General features: G+C 72.9%; 15 protein-coding genes. 6 read left to right on the top strand and 9 right to left on the bottom strand.

All coding sequences use genetic code 11. From position 1 onward, the window contains the following. The first annotated feature begins 37 nt into the window (after positions 1-37). From VKA29_RS02000 to VKA29_RS02010, 3 genes are all read left to right on the top strand, one after another. Positions 38-688, top strand: a complete 651-nt coding sequence (locus VKA29_RS02000; protein WP_324783355.1) for a flavin reductase family protein — start codon at positions 38-40, stop codon at positions 686-688. A 719-nt stretch (positions 689-1,407) separates the two neighbouring features. Beyond that, positions 1,408-1,791 carry a roadblock/LC7 domain-containing protein gene (locus VKA29_RS02005; RefSeq protein WP_324783356.1) on the top strand — a complete coding sequence of 128 codons (384 nt, stop codon included), beginning with the start codon at positions 1,408-1,410 and terminating at the stop codon, positions 1,789-1,791. Between the two features lie 226 nt (positions 1,792-2,017). Continuing rightward, on the top strand, positions 2,018-2,434 hold the full coding sequence (locus VKA29_RS02010) for a hypothetical protein (protein WP_324783357.1): 417 nt from the start codon (positions 2,018-2,020) through the stop codon (positions 2,432-2,434). A gap of 187 nt (positions 2,435-2,621) precedes the next feature. Here VKA29_RS02010 and VKA29_RS02015 read toward each other — a convergent pair whose 3' ends face one another. Continuing rightward, positions 2,622-3,926 carry an MFS transporter gene (locus VKA29_RS02015; RefSeq protein ID WP_324783358.1) on the bottom strand — a complete coding sequence of 435 codons (1,305 nt, stop codon included), beginning with the start codon at positions 3,924-3,926 and terminating at the stop codon, positions 2,622-2,624. Positions 3,927-3,997: 71 nt separating this feature from the next. Here VKA29_RS02015 and VKA29_RS02020 point away from each other — a divergent pair, with 71 nt between their 5' ends. Continuing rightward, positions 3,998-4,993 carry a GlxA family transcriptional regulator gene (locus VKA29_RS02020; RefSeq protein ID WP_324783359.1) on the top strand — a complete coding sequence of 332 codons (996 nt, stop codon included), beginning with the start codon at positions 3,998-4,000 and terminating at the stop codon, positions 4,991-4,993. Between the two features lie 50 nt (positions 4,994-5,043). On the opposite strand, the gene VKA29_RS02025 is transcribed toward VKA29_RS02020, so the two are convergent. The 3 genes from VKA29_RS02025 to VKA29_RS02035 are packed head-to-tail and all read right to left on the bottom strand — an operon-like array spanning position 5,044 to position 8,186. Then, a complete protein-coding gene (locus tag VKA29_RS02025) occupies positions 5,044-6,093 on the bottom strand; it encodes a Zn-dependent alcohol dehydrogenase (protein ID WP_324783360.1) in 1,050 nt (349 codons plus the stop codon). Then, positions 6,093-7,244, bottom strand: coding sequence for an acyl-CoA dehydrogenase family protein (locus VKA29_RS02030; RefSeq protein WP_324783361.1), 1,152 nt, complete (start codon positions 7,242-7,244; stop codon positions 6,093-6,095). The genes VKA29_RS02025 and VKA29_RS02030 overlap by 1 nt, the downstream gene beginning before the upstream one ends. A gap of 30 nt (positions 7,245-7,274) precedes the next feature. Further along, on the bottom strand, positions 7,275-8,186 hold the full coding sequence (locus VKA29_RS02035) for an SDR family NAD(P)-dependent oxidoreductase (RefSeq protein ID WP_324783362.1): 912 nt from the start codon (positions 8,184-8,186) through the stop codon (positions 7,275-7,277). Between the two features lie 83 nt (positions 8,187-8,269). Here VKA29_RS02035 and VKA29_RS02040 point away from each other — a divergent pair, with 83 nt between their 5' ends. After that, on the top strand, positions 8,270-9,196 hold the full coding sequence (locus VKA29_RS02040; protein ID WP_324783363.1) for a cyclase family protein: 927 nt from the start codon (positions 8,270-8,272) through the stop codon (positions 9,194-9,196). A gap of 498 nt (positions 9,197-9,694) precedes the next feature. Here the strand turns inward: VKA29_RS02040 and VKA29_RS02045 are convergent, their stop codons facing one another. From VKA29_RS02045 to VKA29_RS02060, 4 genes are all read right to left on the bottom strand, one after another. Continuing rightward, the gene (locus VKA29_RS02045) at positions 9,695-10,171 is read right to left on the bottom strand and encodes an ATP-binding protein (RefSeq protein ID WP_324783364.1); all 477 of its coding nucleotides are present in this window, start codon (positions 10,169-10,171) and stop codon (positions 9,695-9,697) included. Positions 10,172-10,643: 472 nt separating this feature from the next. Beyond that, entirely contained in the window at positions 10,644-11,516 is an 873-nt protein-coding gene (locus VKA29_RS02050) for an acyl-CoA dehydrogenase family protein (protein WP_324783365.1), read from the bottom strand. A gap of 77 nt (positions 11,517-11,593) precedes the next feature. Continuing rightward, on the bottom strand, positions 11,594-12,727 hold the full coding sequence (locus VKA29_RS02055; RefSeq protein WP_324783366.1) for an acyl-CoA dehydrogenase family protein: 1,134 nt from the start codon (positions 12,725-12,727) through the stop codon (positions 11,594-11,596). Then, positions 12,727-13,929 (bottom strand): amidohydrolase family protein, encoded by a 1,203-nt coding sequence (locus VKA29_RS02060; protein WP_324783367.1) that lies wholly within the window; start codon positions 13,927-13,929, stop codon positions 12,727-12,729. The genes VKA29_RS02055 and VKA29_RS02060 overlap by 1 nt, the downstream gene beginning before the upstream one ends. A gap of 169 nt (positions 13,930-14,098) precedes the next feature. Between VKA29_RS02060 and VKA29_RS02065 the strand changes: the two genes are divergently transcribed. Then, entirely contained in the window at positions 14,099-15,607 is a 1,509-nt protein-coding gene (locus VKA29_RS02065; protein WP_324783368.1) for an AMP-binding protein, read from the top strand. Here the strand turns inward: VKA29_RS02065 and VKA29_RS02070 are convergent. Then, positions 15,586-16,098: an EF-hand domain-containing protein gene (locus VKA29_RS02070; protein ID WP_324783369.1), complete on the bottom strand. Its 513-nt coding sequence runs from the start codon at positions 16,096-16,098 to the stop codon at positions 15,586-15,588. The two genes, VKA29_RS02065 and VKA29_RS02070, sit on opposite strands and share 22 nt — an antisense overlap. Positions 16,099-16,236 lie beyond the last annotated feature (138 nt).

The following is a 16,236-nucleotide window of genomic DNA, read 5'->3' on the forward strand; positions in this document are numbered from 1 at the left end:
CCCATCTGACGTGACGTCAGCTTCAATGGCCGGTGTGATGGGACACGCAGGGGCGGCCGCGGCCGCCGTCCGCTACCTCCGGTCGGCCGGGGCCCCGGCCCCCGTCGAGGCGCTGCCGCGCCCCGAGCTGCGCAGCGTCCGCGAGGACGAACGCGCGCCCGTCGACCAGGCCGCCTTCCGTCAAGTCCTCGGGCAGTTCGCGACGGGCGTGACCGTGATCACCGCCCCCGCCGCCGACGGCGAGGACGGCCCGGCGGGCTTCGCCTGCCAGTCCTTCTCGTCCCTCTCCCTCGACCCGCCGCTGGTCGCCTTCATGGTCGGCCGCAGGTCGACGACCTGGCCGCGCATCGCCCGTGCGGGCGTCTTCTGCGTCAACGTCCTCGCCGCCGACCAGGCCGAGTTGTGCCGTGGCTTCGCGGTGAGCGGCGGGGAGAAGTTCGCCGGCGTCGATCACGAACCGGCGCCGTTCTCCGGCGCGCCCCGGCTGGCGGGCGCCGTGGCGTGGATCGACTGCGCGATCCACGCCGTGCACACCGGTGGCGACCACCTGATCGTGGTGGGCCGGGTCGGGGCGCTGGGAACCGGCGAGTGCGAGGACACCCCGCCCCTGCTCTTCCACCAGGGCCGCTTCCGCCAGGACGTGCAACGTTCGCCCGTCGAGGAGCGGCGTCGCGGGCCCCGGGAGTGAAGCCTCCCGCGTCACGGCTGACGGACGGCCGAAGCGCTGAGTAAAGGGCCCACAACGGATCGTCACTCATTTGTCACATTTTCGTTAATCAACTCGTGATGCATCAACCCAATCGGGTCTGAGATGATCACACGCCTCGGGGAGCGGGAGTCATCGCATCGACGCGCCCCGAGTCGGCCCGACTCCCTTCCGTGGTGCCCGACCCAGACGTGGCGACCACCGGCGGAGACCGAACAAACGAAAACCGGTGTCCTCCTAGGAGTCATGTTGCAGGCCCTTCCGAGCAGCAGTCACAGCCGCCGCCTCCCCGACCGGGGCACCGTCCGCTGCGGTTTCTTACCCCGCGTGCCGTTCCGCGCGGCCGCCGATCGCGTGACGGCACCCCCACCCGGCCCCGCGGAGGACTGAGCGTCTCCCGGCAGGAGCCGCGGCCGTCACCGGGAGCCCTGGCGGCCCGTACGTCGCCGAGCGCCTCCAAGCGATGCGTGAGCGTGACGAGCGGTAGCCGGAAGCGCGGCGCACCCACCAACGCTCGAGGTGCCCGCACCGAGCGCCGGGCGCCGGTCCGGGCCGTCGTCCCGGCGCGCAGGCTCCCGCGAGGAACCGGTACTCCTCACCGCCACGGGCGGACGGAAGAACAGCCGACGGAAGAACATCGGAAAAGAGGGCGGCGTGTGAACGCGTGGCCGCTTCGATCACGCAAGAAGAAAGGGCAGCGGATGAACCACACCGCGCTGCTGTCAGAGCTGGACGCGCTCCGAAGCCGGGTCGAGGGCATTTCCGACGCGGCGGTGGCCTCCGTGGACGGAATGCTGATCACCGGCAGGAACGAACGTGCCCACCCGGAGACCCTGGCCGCTCTGGCGGCGGCCATGCTGGGCCTGGCCCGCAGTGCGGGCCAGCAGACGGGCAGCGGCGAGTTCTGTGAGACGGTGACCCGCTTCGAGTCGGGTTACATCGCCGTGTACGCGCTCGGCAGCGAGTGCCTGCTGGTGGTCCTCACGGACCGGCACCTCAACCTCGCCCGGCTGCACCTCGAGGCGCGGAACAGCATCCGGAGCATGTCCGCCGCGCTCTTCGGCGAGCGCCGCCCGGTCGTGTGAGAGGGAACCGCTCTACTTTTCGCCGTGCTGTTCACGCTGCTCCACGAACGCCTTCGATCCCCCGTCCGCCCGGCGACGGAACCGGTTCCGCGCTGAAACACGCGGACGCTCCGCCGGAGACGGTGTCGCCCCGCCGGCCGTCGTCCGGCAGCCGCCACCCGGACCATCGAGAACCGCAAGAAAACACCTTGGCGCACTGTCCGCCGAGACCAGAGAGAGAAATCACATGAGCATGCAGAGCTTGTCCGACCGCGTCAATTCCCTGGTCGCGGCGTTCCGTGTGGAGATCCCGGACTACGTCGCTTCCGGCGTCGTCGACATGACGACAGGAATGCTGCTGGCGGTCGACACCGTGGACTCGCACCCGAGGGAGGTCCTCGACGTGCTCGGCGCCGCGACCTTCGACCTCTTCCAGGGCCGCAACGTCGTGGCGATCGAGAACATGTTCAAGGAGCGGCGCGGGAGCCAGAGCACCGCCCACTACTTCCAGGAGATCCTCGTCAACAGCGAGAACCTGGTGCACCTGTTCGTCCGTATGCCGAACAACGACGACGTGATCGCCGTCGTCGTGGCCCGCAAGACGGTCAACATCGGCATGCTCTTCGTCTCGGCCCGGCGTGTCATAAAGAACAACGCGCTCTGACACCGCCGTCCGCCCGCCGTCCGCTCCGCACCCCGGACGGCGGGCTGCCGGGCAGCCCGCCGAGGGGCGGCGCCGGCCGGTCACGGCGGGCCGCTCGCGCGGAGCCGCCGTGGACGCACGTGTCGTCGTGCGCCGGCGCCGCCTCCGCCCGGCTCCGAGGAACCGCCGACCGCCCGCCCCGGCCCGCTCACGCCGGGACCGGTGCGCGCCCCGCCGGCCGGCGGATCACCAGGGCCATCAGGGCCGCCGCCGCGCACAGGGCGCCCGAGGCGTACCAGACCATGTCGTAGGAGCCGAAGACGTCGCGGGCGACGCCGCCGAGGAAGGCCACCAGGGCGGCGCCGACCTGGTGGGAGGCGAGGACCCAGCCGAAGACGATCGCGCTGTCGTCGCCGTAGTGCGCGCGGCACAGGGCGATGGTGGGCGGGACGGTGGCGACCCAGTCGAGGCCGTAGAAGACGATGAAGAACAGCATCGGCGGATGCACCGACGGGGCCAGCAGCATCGGCAGGAACAGCAGCGAGACGCCGCGCAGGGCGTAGTACACCGCGAGCAGGCGGCGCGGCTCGAAGCGGTCGGTGAACCAGCCGGAGGCGATCGTGCCGGCGACGTCGAACACGCCGATCACCGCCAGCAGCGAGGCGGCCGCCGTGACGGGCATGCCGTGGTCGTGGGCGGCGGGCACGAAGTGGGTCTGGATCAGGCCGTTGGTGGACGCGCCGCAGATCGCGAAGGTGCCGGCCAGCAGCCAGAAGGTGCCGGTGCGGACGGCCCTCGACAGCACGGCGACCGCGCGGCGGGCGGCGCCGGGGACCGGCGGCGGCTTGGGCACGAAGGCGGTCGCGCCGTAGGGCGCCAGGCCCACGTCGGCCGGATGGTCGCGCAGCAGCAGCCAGACGAACGGCACCACCGCGAGCGCGGCGAGGGCCACCGTGACGGCCGCCGGGCGCCAGTCGTGCGTCTCGACGATCCAGGACAGCAGCGGCAGGAAGATCAGCTGACCGGACGCCGACGCGGCGGTGAGGATGCCGGTGACCAGGCCGCGGCGCTCGGTGAACCAGCGGTTGGTGACCGTGGCGGCGAACGCCAGCGCCATCGAGCCGGTGCCCAGACCCACCAGCAGGCCCCAGCACAGCAGCAGTTGCCAGGCCGCCGTCATCCACACGGTCAGGCCCGAACCGACCGCGATCACGGTGAGGGCGGCCGCGACCACCCGCCGGATGCCGAAGCGGTCCATCAGCGCCGCCGCGAACGGGGCGGTGAGGCCGTACAGCGCGAGGTTGACGGAGACGGCGGCGCCGATCGTGCCGCGTGACCAGCCGAACTCCTGGTGCAGCGGGTCGATGAGCAGTCCGGGGAGCGAGCGGAAGGCCGCCGCCCCGATGATCGTCACGAAGGTGACGGCGGCGACGAACCACGCACGGTGGACCCGCGGATTCCGGGGCGGGCGGGCTTCCTCTACGGCGGCTGCGGCTTCGGTTGTCTGACTCACGCAACAGAGCATCCGGTACGCGAGCGGCGCGATCGAGTGGCCCGGAGGACAGTGTTCACTAGGATCGGGCCATGAGCCGTGAGCCGGAGTTCCGTCCGCACCGCGTCGTCGTCCTCGCCCTGGACGGCCTGCTCCCCTTCGAGCTGGGCATCCCGCACCGTATCTTCGGCCGCCCCAGGGACAGCCGCGGCCGGCCCCTGTACGAGGTCGTGACCTGCTCGGTCCGGCCGCCCGGCCCGGTGCGGACGGACGCCGACTTCTCCGTCATGGTCGAGCACGGGCCGCAGGCGCTGGCGACCGCGGACACGGTGGTCGTCCCCGCCTCCTACGAACTCGGCCCGGTCTTCGAGCAGGGCGTGCTCACCGAGGAGCTGGCCGCCGCGCTCGCGCACATCCGGCCGGGCACCCGGCTGACCTCCATCTGCACCGGCGTGTTCGTGCTGGCCGCCGCCGGCTTCCTCGACGGCAGGCGCGCCACCACCCACTGGGCGGAGACCGAGCACCTGCAACGCCTCTTCCCGAAGATCGACGTCGACCCGGACGTGCTGTTCGTCGACGACGGCGACGTGCTGACCTCGGCCGGCGTCGCGGCCGGCATCGACCTGTGCCTGCACATCGTGCGCCGCGACCACGGCACCGCCGTCGCCAACGAGGTCGCCCGCCGCACGGTCGTACCGCCGCACCGCGACGGCGGGCAGGCGCAGTACATCCAGCGGCCGGTGCCCGACCCGCAGCAGGCCACCACGACCGCGGCCCGCGCCTGGGTGCTGGGACGGCTGCACGAGCCGATCCAGCTGCGGGACATGGCGGCGCGGGAGTCCATGTCGGTGCGCACCTTCACCCGCCGCTTCCGCGAGGAGGTCGGCGTCAGCCCCGGCCGGTGGCTCGCCCAGCAGCGGGTGGAGCGGGCGCGGCAGCTGCTGGAGAGCACCGACCGGTCGGTGGACCAGATCGCCCGGGACGCCGGCTTCGGCACGGCGCAGTCGATGCGGCAGCACCTGCAGACGGCGCTCGGGGTGACGCCGACGGCGTACCGGCGCACCTTCCGCGCCGGCGCCGGAACGTGACGGCGGCCCCGGGGGGAGGAGCATGACGCGGCCCCGGAGCGAGGAGCGTTTCAGAAGGTGAGGACGGCGCGTGCGACGCGGCCCGCCTCCGCGTCCGCCCGCGCCCGGTCGAAGTCCTCGACCGGGTACGTCGCCGTCACCAGCTCGTCCAGCAGCAGCCGGCCCGCCCGGTACAGCTCGGCGTACAGGGCGATGTCCCGCTGCGGTCGCGAGGAGCCATAACGGCAGCCGAGGATCGACTTGTCCAGGTAGAGGGAGGAGACCTGGAAGGACGCCTCCGCGTTCGCCGGGGGCACGCCGAGCAGGACGGCCTGCCCGTGCCGGTCCAGCAGGTCGACGGCCTGCCGGATCAGCTCCACCCGGCCGACGCACTCGAAGGCGTGGTCCGCGCCGGACGGCAGGATCTCCCGCACGTCGCGCGCCGACGTCAGGAAGTGCGTCGCCCCGAACCGCCGGGCCACCGCCTCCTTCCCCGGGTTCGCGTCGACCGCGACGATCGTCAGCGCGCCCGCGAGCCGGGCGCCCTGGATGACGTTGAGGCCGATGCCGCCCGTGCCGATGACCAGCACGCTCTCCCCGCGGTCCACCCGCGCCCGGTTGAGCACGGCGCCGACCCCGGTGAGGACCCCGCACCCGATCAGCGCGGCGGACGGCATCGGCACGTCCGCCGGGATGCGCACCGCCTGCACGGCCTTCACCACGGTGCGCTCCGCGAACGCCGAGTCCGCGGCGAACTGGTACACCGGCCGCCCGCCCCGCGTGAACGGCCGCCCCGGCCGCCCGATCGCCTGCCGGCACATCGTCGGCCGCCCCCGGTCGCACTCGGCGCAGGTGCCGCAGTTGGCCAGCGTGGACAGGGCCACGTGGTCGCCGGGCGCGACATGGGCGACCCCGGCGCCCACCGCCTCCACCACCCCGGCGCCCTCGTGCCCGAGCACCACCGGGACGGGGAAGGGGATGGTCCCGTCCACCACGGACAGGTCGCTGTGGCACAGTCCGGCCGACTTCACCGCCACCAGCACCTCGCCGGGGCCGGGATCGCGCACCTCCAGGTCGTCCACGACCTCGGTCCGCTTCCCGTCGAACACCACCGCGCGCATCACTCGCCCCCCTCGGGCTCCCTGGGCAGGCCGAGCACCCGCTCGGCGATGATCGTGCGCTGCACCTGGTCCGAGCCGCCGTAGACGGTGTCGGCCCGGGAGAACAGGAACAGGTGCTGTGCCGCGTCGAGTTCGTACGGCGCCGACGGCGACCAGTCGGCCGGTCCGGCGCCCGCCGCGGCCCCGCGCACCCGCACGGCGAGCTCGCCGAGCCGCCGGTGCCAGCCCGCCCACAGCAGCTTGGCCACACTCGGCGCGCCCGGCACGTCCGAACGCCCCAGTGTGCGCAGCGCGTTGCAGCGCATCGCGCGCAACTCCGCCCACTGCGCCACCAGCTCGTCGCGGACGACGGGGTCGCGCACCGCGCCGGAGCGCACGGCCGCCCGGACGACGTCGGCCAGTTCCTCGGCGAAGCCGATCTGCTGGGCCGGCGTGGACACCCCCCGCTCGAACCCGAGCAGGCTCATCGCGACCCGCCAGCCGTCGCCCTCGCCCCCGACGCGGTGCTCCACGCGCGCGCGGGCGCCGTCGAAGAAGACCTCGTTGAAGTCGCTCGTGCCGGTGAGCTGGCGGATGGGCCGCACCTCGATCCGCCCCGGCTGGTCCATGGGCAGCAGCAGGAAGCTCAGGCCGTGGTGGCGGCGGGAGCCGGGCTCGGTGCGGGCCAGCACGAAGCACCAGTCCGCCTCGTGCGCCAGCGACGTCCAGATCTTCTGCCCGGTGACGCGGTAGTCGCCGTCGGCGGAGCGTACGGCCGCGGTGCGCACCCCCGCGAGGTCGGAACCGGCGCCGGGCTCGCTGTAGCCCTGGCACCACAGTTCCTCGCCGGCCGCGATCGGCGGGAGGAAGCGGGCCTTCTGCTCGGGCGTGCCGTGGGCGAGCAGGGTGGGGGCGAGGAGGTTCTCGCCGATGTGCCCGGAACGCGGCGGCGCCGACGAGCGGGCGTACTCCTCGGCCCAGGCGACCTGCCGGGTGAGGTCCGCGGTGCGGTTGCCGTACCCGGACTCGGACCAGCCGAGCCCGATCCAGCCCGCCTTGCCGAGGGTGCGTTCCCAGGCGCGGCGGTCGGCGGTGTCCGAGGCGTGTGCGGCGAGCCAGGCCCGGGCCTCGGCCCGGAACGCCTCGTCCTCGGCGGTGAATCCGAAGTCCACGACGCTCTCCCCTCTCAGGTGTCGGGTCCTTCAGGTGTTGGGCCGGTCCCCGCGCGCCGCCGCCCGCTCCATCTCCTCCAGCTGCCGCAGCATCGGCATCGGGTCCACCCCCACCGTCCCCGGCAGGAACCGCGCGATCGTCTCCGGCGTCCAGCCGCCTTCGGCGTACGCGGCCCGCAGTTCCCTGGGCTGCGCCCACACCGCGATCTTGGGGCCGGCGACCGTGTAGACCTGGCCGGTGACCTGCTGTTCCTTCGCCCTGTCCGACAGCAGGTAGACGACCAGCGCGGCCACGTCCTCCGGCTCCCCGATCTCCGTCAGCTCCATGGGCACCCCGGCCGACATCCGGGTACGGGCGACGGGCGCCACCGCGTTCGCGGTCACCCCGTACTTGTGCAGCCCCAGGGCGGCGCTGCGCACCAGCGAGATGATCCCGCCCTTGGCGGCGCTGTAGTTGGCCTGCGACACCGAGCCCTGGTGGTTGCCGCTGGTGAACCCGATCAGCGTCCCGGCCCGCTGTCGGCGCATCACCGCCGAGGCGGCCCTGAACACGGTGAACGTGCCCTTGAGGTGGGTGGCCACCACCGGGTCCCACTCCTGCTCGGACATGTTGAACAGCATCCGCTCGCGCAGGATCCCGGCGACGCAGACGACACCGTCGAGGCGCCCGTACGACTCCAGCGCCGCGTCCACGATCCGCTGCCCGCCGGTCATGGTGGAGACGTCGTCGGCCACCGCGACCGCCTCGCCGCCCGCGGCCTCGATCTCCTTGACGACCGCCTCGGCGACCGCGCTGCCGGGGGACGCGCCGTCGACCGAGACGCCGTAGTCGTTGACGACGACCTTCGCTCCCTCGGCCGCCGCGGCCAGCGCCACCGCCCGCCCGATGCCCCGTCCGGCGCCCGTCACGGCGACGGCCTTGCCTGCCAAGAAGTTCCCCACTCCGGCCCCTTCCCGCGGTTTCTGACGGACCGTTAGATTTTATGTCCCGCCAGACATCCGGAGACAAGCCCCGGGGAGGGCCGATGTCACTGCCGGCCGAGTTCCACGAGATCGCGAAGCGCGTGAACAACTGGGGGCGCTGGGGGCCGGAGGACGAGGCCGGCACCCTGAACCTGATCACCGACGAGGTGGTCCGGGAGGCCGCCGCCACCGTCCGCACCGGCCGCCGGATCCCGCTCGCGCTGCCGCTGCGGCAGGACGGCGTGCAGACCGGGGTGATCCCGGGGCGGGTCAACCCGCTGCACACGATGGTGCAGATCAACCAGGAACTGTTCGGGCCGGGCACGGTGGCGTGCAGCGACGACGCCGTGACCATGGGGCTGCAGGCCGCCACCCACTGGGACGCGCTGGCCCACGTCTCCCACTCGGGGCGGCTCTACAACGGCCGCCCCGCCGGCACGGTCACCGCGCACGGGGGCGCCGAGTTCGCCGGCATCGACAAGGCGCGGCACGTGGTCTCGCGCGGGGTGCTGCTGGACGTGGCCCGCGCGCGGGGCGTCGACCGGCTGGCGGGCGGGCACGCGGTCACCCCGGAGGACCTGGAGGCCGCGGAGGAACTCGCCGGCACGCGCGTGCGCGCCGGCGACGTGGTACTGGTGCGGACCGGGCAGATGCGGCTCTGTCTCGCCGGGGACCGGGAGGCGTACGGCTATCCGTCGCCGGGGCTGTCGGTGCGCACGCCGGAGTGGTTCCACGCGCGGGACGTCGCCGCCGTGGCGAACGACACCCTCACCTTCGAGATCTTCCCGCCCGAGATCGAGGACCTGTGGCTGGCCGTGCACGCGCTCGACCTCGTGGAGATGGGGATGCTCCAGGGCCAGAACTGGAATCTCGAAGAGTTGTCCACAGCCTGTGGAGAAAGCGGCCGGTACGCGTTCCTGCTGTCGGCGATGCCCGAGCCGTTCGTCGGCGCGACGGGCACCCCGGTGGCACCGGTCGCCGTCCTGTGAGCCGTGGCCGCGGGAGAGGCATGGACACGGGAGAGGCATGGACGCGGGAGAGCCGCGGATGCGGAACAGCCGTGAACACGGGAAGACCGCGGACGCCGGAGACCGTCGGACGGCGAAACCGCCGGACGGCGAAACCGTCGGACGGCGGTGCGCCCCGCCCGCCCCGAGCACGGCGCCGCACACCGCCATCCGACTGCGGCGCACCCGTTCCGGCCCTCCTGACCCCGAGGGAACGGACGCCGCGTCACGACCCACGCTCGCCGAGGGTTCCCGTCACCGGAACCCTCGCCGTCCCCTCGCGGCGAATCGCTGACCTCAAGGGTGATCAAACGGACAGGACACGTCAACAGCCAGTGCGGAATTCCTCACTTATGTCCGACTTGTCATTGACGCGCACGGAAGCACGTCCCGGCGCACCTCCCCGGCGCCGGCCGGGCCTGACAGCGGTTTCTGCGCCCGTGCGCCAGGCCTGACGGACCACCCGCGGACGGGAGCGGGTCAGACCGCCTCGAAGGCCAGCCCGTCGTACGCCGACGCCCCGCTCCCGCAGCCGGCCGCACCCTGCCCGGCGCGCTCGCAGCGGTCGAGTTCGCACCAGATGCGCTTGCCGGAGCCCTCGGGGTTCCAGCCCCAGCGGTCGGCGAGGCCGTCGACCAGGGCGAGCCCCCGCCCGCCGGTGGTGTCGCCGTCCAGACACCGGGGCACCGGGGCCCGGTCGCTGGCGTCGGCCACCTCGACGCGGACGGTGGCGGTTCCGGCCACCGCGCCCGCCAGGGACAGCCGCAGCACGGCCGGACAGCCGGTGTGCACCACGGCGTTGGTGACCAGCTCCGAGACGAGCAGCACCAGCGTCTCGGCGAGCGGTTCGTCCTCCCGTATGCCGGACCCGGCCAGGCGCGACCGCGCCCACCGCCTGGCGCGCCCGACCTCTGCGGGGTCGGGCCGGATCTCCAACTGCACTTGAAGCACCTGCACCGCTCACACCATCCGAACCGGCGGACACCAGACCTCGGGCCGCGCGCACGCCGCGGCGAGGGCCACGATCGTAGCCATTTTCTGCATGGCCAGAACAACGGCCGACGCAGAGCCCAGAGCAAGGGTCACGGAACGTGAATCCCTTACGAGACAGCTTGGTTGACGTACAGTCACCTCAACAAGCGCTTCGGGCATATTCCAGCGCGAAGGAGTACCCGTGCGGCATACTGTGCGACGCTCGCGGCGGCGAGTCGAACAGGCTCGGTACGGCCTTGCCATGGGGGCAAAACCGGGATGACCCGTCCTCGGCACCACTCGCATCCCACAGAAGGTACCGGAGCACGGCGGCGACTCCAGGACGTGACGGATCACTCTTAGGACACAACCGGGTATCAACGCTCCGTGATTCCGGTATGCCACGATCCGCGACATCCGTGTCGGTCGCGCGGGCGACGCCCCAGGACGATGCCGCTCAGGCGGTCAGATCCGCCGCGAGCAGCTCCTCACACTCCGTCACGCCACCGCCACGCAGCGACCGCACCCACGCCCGCTTCAGGTGCAGGTGCACCTCGGACTCCCAGGTGAAGCCCATGCCGCCGTGCACCTGGAGGCAGTCGCGGGCGCCGCGCAGGGCGGCCTCGTCGGCCAGCAGCCGGGCCGCGGCGATGTCGGTCCGGTCGGCGGTGACGGCGGCCGCGTAGACCGCGGTGCGGGCCACCTCGGCGCGCACCAGCAGTTCGGCGCACAGGTGCTGGACGGCCTGGAAGGCACCGATCGGCCTCCCGAACTGCTCACGGGTCCGGGCGTGTTGCGCGGCCAGCTCGCACACGCGTGTGGCGGTGCCCAGTTGTTCGGCCGCGGTGAGCAGAACGCCCACCGGATCGGCCGCCGCCGTCGCCGGGCCGGGCACCCGGTGCAGCGGCGTCAACGGGTCGACCGACCGCAGCGGTACGGCCTTCGCGGCGTCGCCGCGGACGGAGTCCGCCTCGGTGAGCCATTCCACCAGCCCGCCGTCGACGGCCGCGACGACCGTCTCGCCGGTGGCCGCGCCCGGCACCTCCCGCGCCGCGAGGTGGGTGGCCACCAGCGGACCGGGCAGCAGCGCCCGGCCCGCCTCCTCGAACGCCAGCACCGCCTCGGGCAGCCCGAGCCCGACCCCGCCCTCCGCCTCCGGCACCCGCAGTGCGAAGAACCCGGCCGCCCCCAACTCCCGCCACACCGCACGGTCGAGCCGCCCTCCCGCGTCGACGGCCCGCCACAGCGCCTCGCGCCCGAAGCACCGCCCGAGCACCTCCCGCACCCCGTCCCGCAGGGCTCGTTGCTCCTCACTGACCCGGAACCGCACGCCGATCCACCCCCTTCACCGCCACCGCCCGTTCACCGCCCCTTCCACGCCGGAATCACCGCCCCGTCGCCGCTCCGTCACCGCCCCTTCGGAAGTCCCAGGACGCGTTCCGCCACGATGTTGCGCTGGATCTGCGAGGTGCCGGCCGCGATGGTGTACGACAGGGAGGTCAGCCGGTCGAGGACCCACGGCCGGTCCAGGTCCAGCGCGTCCGGGCCCAGCACGTCGGCCGCGGTGTCGTAGAGGTCCTGGCGGGCGTGCGAGTACCGCAGTTTGAAGACCGAGCCGCCGACGCCCGGGACGCCTCCGCGTTCCTCCGCCTCGCTCACGTTCCACTGCGCCAGCCGCCACAGCGCGCGGAACTCGGCGTTCAGCGTGCCGAGCCTGCGCCGCAGCGCCGGATCGTCCCAGCGCCCGTTGCGGCGTGCCTCGGCGGCGAGTTCGCCCAGGACGCGGCGGCAGGCCACCACCTCGCCGGCGAAGGCCGTGCCGCGCTCGAAGGACAGCGTCACCATCGTCACGCGCCAGCCGTCGTTCTCGTCGCCCACCCGGTCGGCCACCGGCACCCGCACCTCGTCGAGGAACACCTCGGCGAACTCCGCCGAGCCTGCCAGGGTGCGCAGCGGCCGTACGGTGACGCCCGGGGCGTCCATCCGCATCGCCAGCCAGGTGATGCCCCGGTGCCTGGGCGCGGTGGCGTCCGTGCGCACCAACAGCTCGCACCAGTCGGCCACTTCGGCGTGCGAGGTCCAGATCTTGGAGCCGCTCACCACATAGGCGTCGCCGTCCCGCCAGGCGCGCGTGCGCAGCGCCGCGAGGTCGGAACCGGCGTCCGGTTCGCTGAAGCCCTGGCACCAGACCTCCTCGCCGCGCAGGATCGGCGGCAGCCAGCGCTCCCGCTGGACGGGGGTGCCCTCGGCGGCGATCGTCGGCCCGGCGTGCAGCAGTCCGACGAAGTTCGCCCCCACGTAGGGCGCGCCCGCCTTCTCGGTCTCCTCCAGGAAGATCAGCCGCACGGTCGGCGAGGCGTCCCAGTGCACGCCGGCGTACCCGGCGTCGTACAGCATCCGCTGCCAGCCGAGGTCGTAGGCGCGGCGGGCCGGCCAGTCCCGCGGCGACGGCCTGGGCGGCAGGGCGGGCAGCGCCTCGGCCAGCCACTCGCGCAGCCGGGCCCGGAAGTCCTCCTCCTCCGGCGTGTACGTCAGGTCCATCAGCGGTCGAGGTCCAGGCCGAGCATGCGGATCGCGTTGCCCCGCATCAGCTTGTGGACCGTCTCCGCGTCGAGGCCCTTGACGTGGTCGAGGGCGACCTCCCTGGTGTGCGGGAAGGTGGAGTCGACGTGCGGGTAGTCGGTCTCGAAGGTGGCGTTGTCGCGGCCCACCACGTCCAGCGAGGCGACCCCGTGCTTGTCGCGGAAGAAGCAGCAGAAGATCTGCCGGTAGTAGTACGCCGACGGCGGCTCCGGGATCAGGTCCCGCACCCCGCCCCAGGCGCGGTGCTCCCGCCAGACGTCGTCGGCGCGCTCCAGGGCGTACGGGATCCAGCCCATCTGCCCTTCGGAGTAGGCGAGTTTGAGGGTGGGGAAGCGCACCAGCACCCCGCTGAAGAGGAAGTCCATCATCGAGGCCATGGCGTTGTTGAAGCTGAGCGACGCCTGGACGGCGGGCGGGGCGTCCGGGGAGGCGGCCGGCATCTGCGACGACGACCCGATGTGCATGTTGACCACCGTCCCCGTCTCCTGGCAGGCCGCGAAGAACGGGTCCCAGTACCCGGAGTGGATGGAGGGCAGGCCGAGGTGGGTGGGGATCTCGGAGAAGGTGACGGCCCGCACCCCGCGTGCGGCGTTGCGCCGGATCTCGGCGACCGCGAGTTCCACGTCCCACAACGGGATCAGGCACAGCGGGACGAGCCGGCCGCCGCTGTCGCCGCACCACTCCTCCACCATCCAGTCGTTGTAGGCGCGCACGCAGGCCAGCGCGACCTCCTTGTCGTGCGCCTCGGCGAAGGTCTGGCCGCAGAAGCGCGGGAAGGTCGGGAAGCAGAGGCTGGCCTCGACGTGGTTGAGGTCCATGTCGGCGAGCCGTTCCTTCGGGTCCCAGCAGCCGCGCCGCATCTCCGCGCGGGTGATGCCCTCCAGCGTCATCTCGTCCCGGTCGAATCCGACGGCGGCGATGTTGCGCTTGTACGGGAACTGCAGGTCCTCGTAGATCCACCAGTCGGTCGGCGGGCCGTCGGGGTCCATCGTGATCCGGTACTTGCCGCCGACGTAGGCGAGTTCACCGATCCCGGCGGTGACGGGCCGGGGGCCGCGGTCGCGGTACCTGCGCGGCAGCCAGGTCTCGAAGAGGTGGGCCGGCTCGATCACGTGGTCGTCGACGCTGATGATGCGGGGCAGTTCGCCCGGGTCGGTCATGATCCCCTCCGGCTGGCACGACGACGTCTTCGCTGTCGTTTCTGATGCTCCGTCAGCTCTGCTTCTGCCCAGCAGGCTAGCCCCGCCCCCCTGGACCGACAAGGCGCCCGGCCCTACGCTCTGCCACGATCTGACGAACCGTCAGCCTTTTGCCGAAGGGGGAGCCGCTGTGAACGACACCGCCCACGCGCTCGGCGCGTCCCGCACCCTGTGGGAACTGGTCACCCGCCGCGCCGCCCGCACCCCCCGCCGCCCGGTCCTCCTCCAGGGCGAGCGCTCCCTGAGCTTCGGGGAACTGCACGACCGCGCCGAGCGCGTCGCGGCCGGCCTGTACGACATGGGCGTGCGCCCCGGCACGGTGGTCGGCTGGCAGCTGCCCACCCGCGTCGAGACGGTCCTGCTCTCCCTGGCGCTGGCCCGGCTCGGCGCCGTGCAGACCCCGCTCATCCCCTTCTACCGGGACCGGGAGGCCGGCTTCGCGCTGCGCGAGTCGAAGGCGGAGTTCTTCGCCGTGCCCGGCGAGTGGCGCGGCTTCGACCACACGGCGATGGCACGGCGGCTGGGCGCGCGGGGCGTCTTCGAGGCGTACGACCGGCTGCCCGACGGCGATCCGTCCGTGCTGCCCGCCCCGCCCGCCGACGGCACCTCGGTGCGCTGGATCTACTGGACCTCGGGGACGACCTCCGCGCCCAAGGGCGTGCTGCACACGGACCGCTCACTGATCGCGGGCGGCTCCTGCCTGGCGCACGCGCTGCGCCTGTCCGCCGCCGACGTGGGGTCGGTCGCCTTCCCCTACGCCCACATCGGCGGACCCGACTACCTGGTGATGCTGCTGCTGTACGGCTTCCCGGCGGTGCTGCTGGAGCACTTCGCGCTGCCGGACGCGCTGACGGAGTACCGCAGGCACGGGGTGACGCTGGCGGGCGGGTCGACGGCGTTCTACTCGATGTTCCTCGCCGAGCAGCGCGCACACCCCGGCGAGAAGGTGGTCCCGACGCTGCGGCTGCTCGCGGGCGGCGGGGCGCCGAAGCCGCCCGAGGTGTACCGCGCCGTGGTGCGCGAGATGGGCGTCCAGCTCACCCACGGATACGGCATGACCGAGGTGCCGATGATCACCATGGGCTCGCCGGACGACACCCCGGAGAACCTGGCGACGACGGAGGGACGGCCGCCGGAGGGCATGGAGATACGGATCGTGGACGGGGAGGTCCGGCTGCGCGGCGAGGCCGTGTGCCAGGGGTACCTGGACCCGGCGCAGACGGCCGAGGCGTTCGACGAGGAGGGGTTCCTGCGCACCGGCGACCTGGGACGGCTGACGCCGAGCGGGCACCTGGTGCTCACCGGGCGGCTGAAGGACGTGATCATCCGCAAGGGCGAGAACATCTCGGCGAAGGAGATCGAGGACCTGCTGGCCGCGCACCCGGCCGTCGCCGACGTGGCGGTGATCGGGCTGCCGGACGCGGAGCGCGGCGAGAGGGTGTGCGCGGTGGTCGAGCGGCCTCCGGGGGCCGCGGAGCTGACCCTGGAGGCGGTGACGTCGTACCTGCGCGCGCAGGGGCTGTCGGTGCACAAGCTGCCGGAGCGGCTGGAGGTGGTGGACGCCCTACCGCGCGGCGAGACCCTGCGCAAGGTGCTCAAGTACGTCCTGCGCGAGCGTTACTCGGGGACGGTGAAGTAGCGGGCGAACGCGGGCACGATCTCCGCCTCGCCCACCTTGCCGTCGCCGTCGGCGTCCAGGGCGGCGGCGAGCGTCCGCGCGACGTCCTGCGGCACGCCGAGGACCCGCAGCACGCGCGCGGCGTCCGCGACGGCGGCCATGCCGTCGCCGTCCGTGTCGGCGACGGCGAGGGCCGCGTGCAGGAAGGGGCGGGCGATCTCGGCGAAGCGCTCCGGCCTGTCGTGCAGGCGCTTGACCGCGATGCCCACGAATTCGTCCCGGGTGATGCGCTGGTCGCCGTCCCGGTCGGCCATGCCGGCCATGCCCTGCCAGAACGCCTCGGCGCCCGCGTACAGGGCCTGCCCCTTGTCCGACCGGGCCGCAGTGCCGAACTCCGCGAGCAGCGCCTTGGCCGCCGTGCTGAAGTCCTCCCGGTCGATGTAGCCGTTGCCGTCCTGGTCGAAGACGGTGAACCGGCCTGCGATCCTGCGCTCGTACTCGCTGCTGACCATGTCTTCCTCGAGCCGCCTCACGTCGTGTCGGGGTGCTTCCGCACGGAGCGTACGACGCGGCGGCCCCGCGGAGCGCGGAAAAGCGTCGCCTGTGCCAAGACCGGGAGAATTCCGGGACAACGGTGTGGCACGACGGCG

This window comes from Streptomyces sp. H51 (assembly GCF_035656535.1).
Lineage (GTDB): Bacteria > Actinomycetota > Actinomycetes > Streptomycetales > Streptomycetaceae > Streptomyces.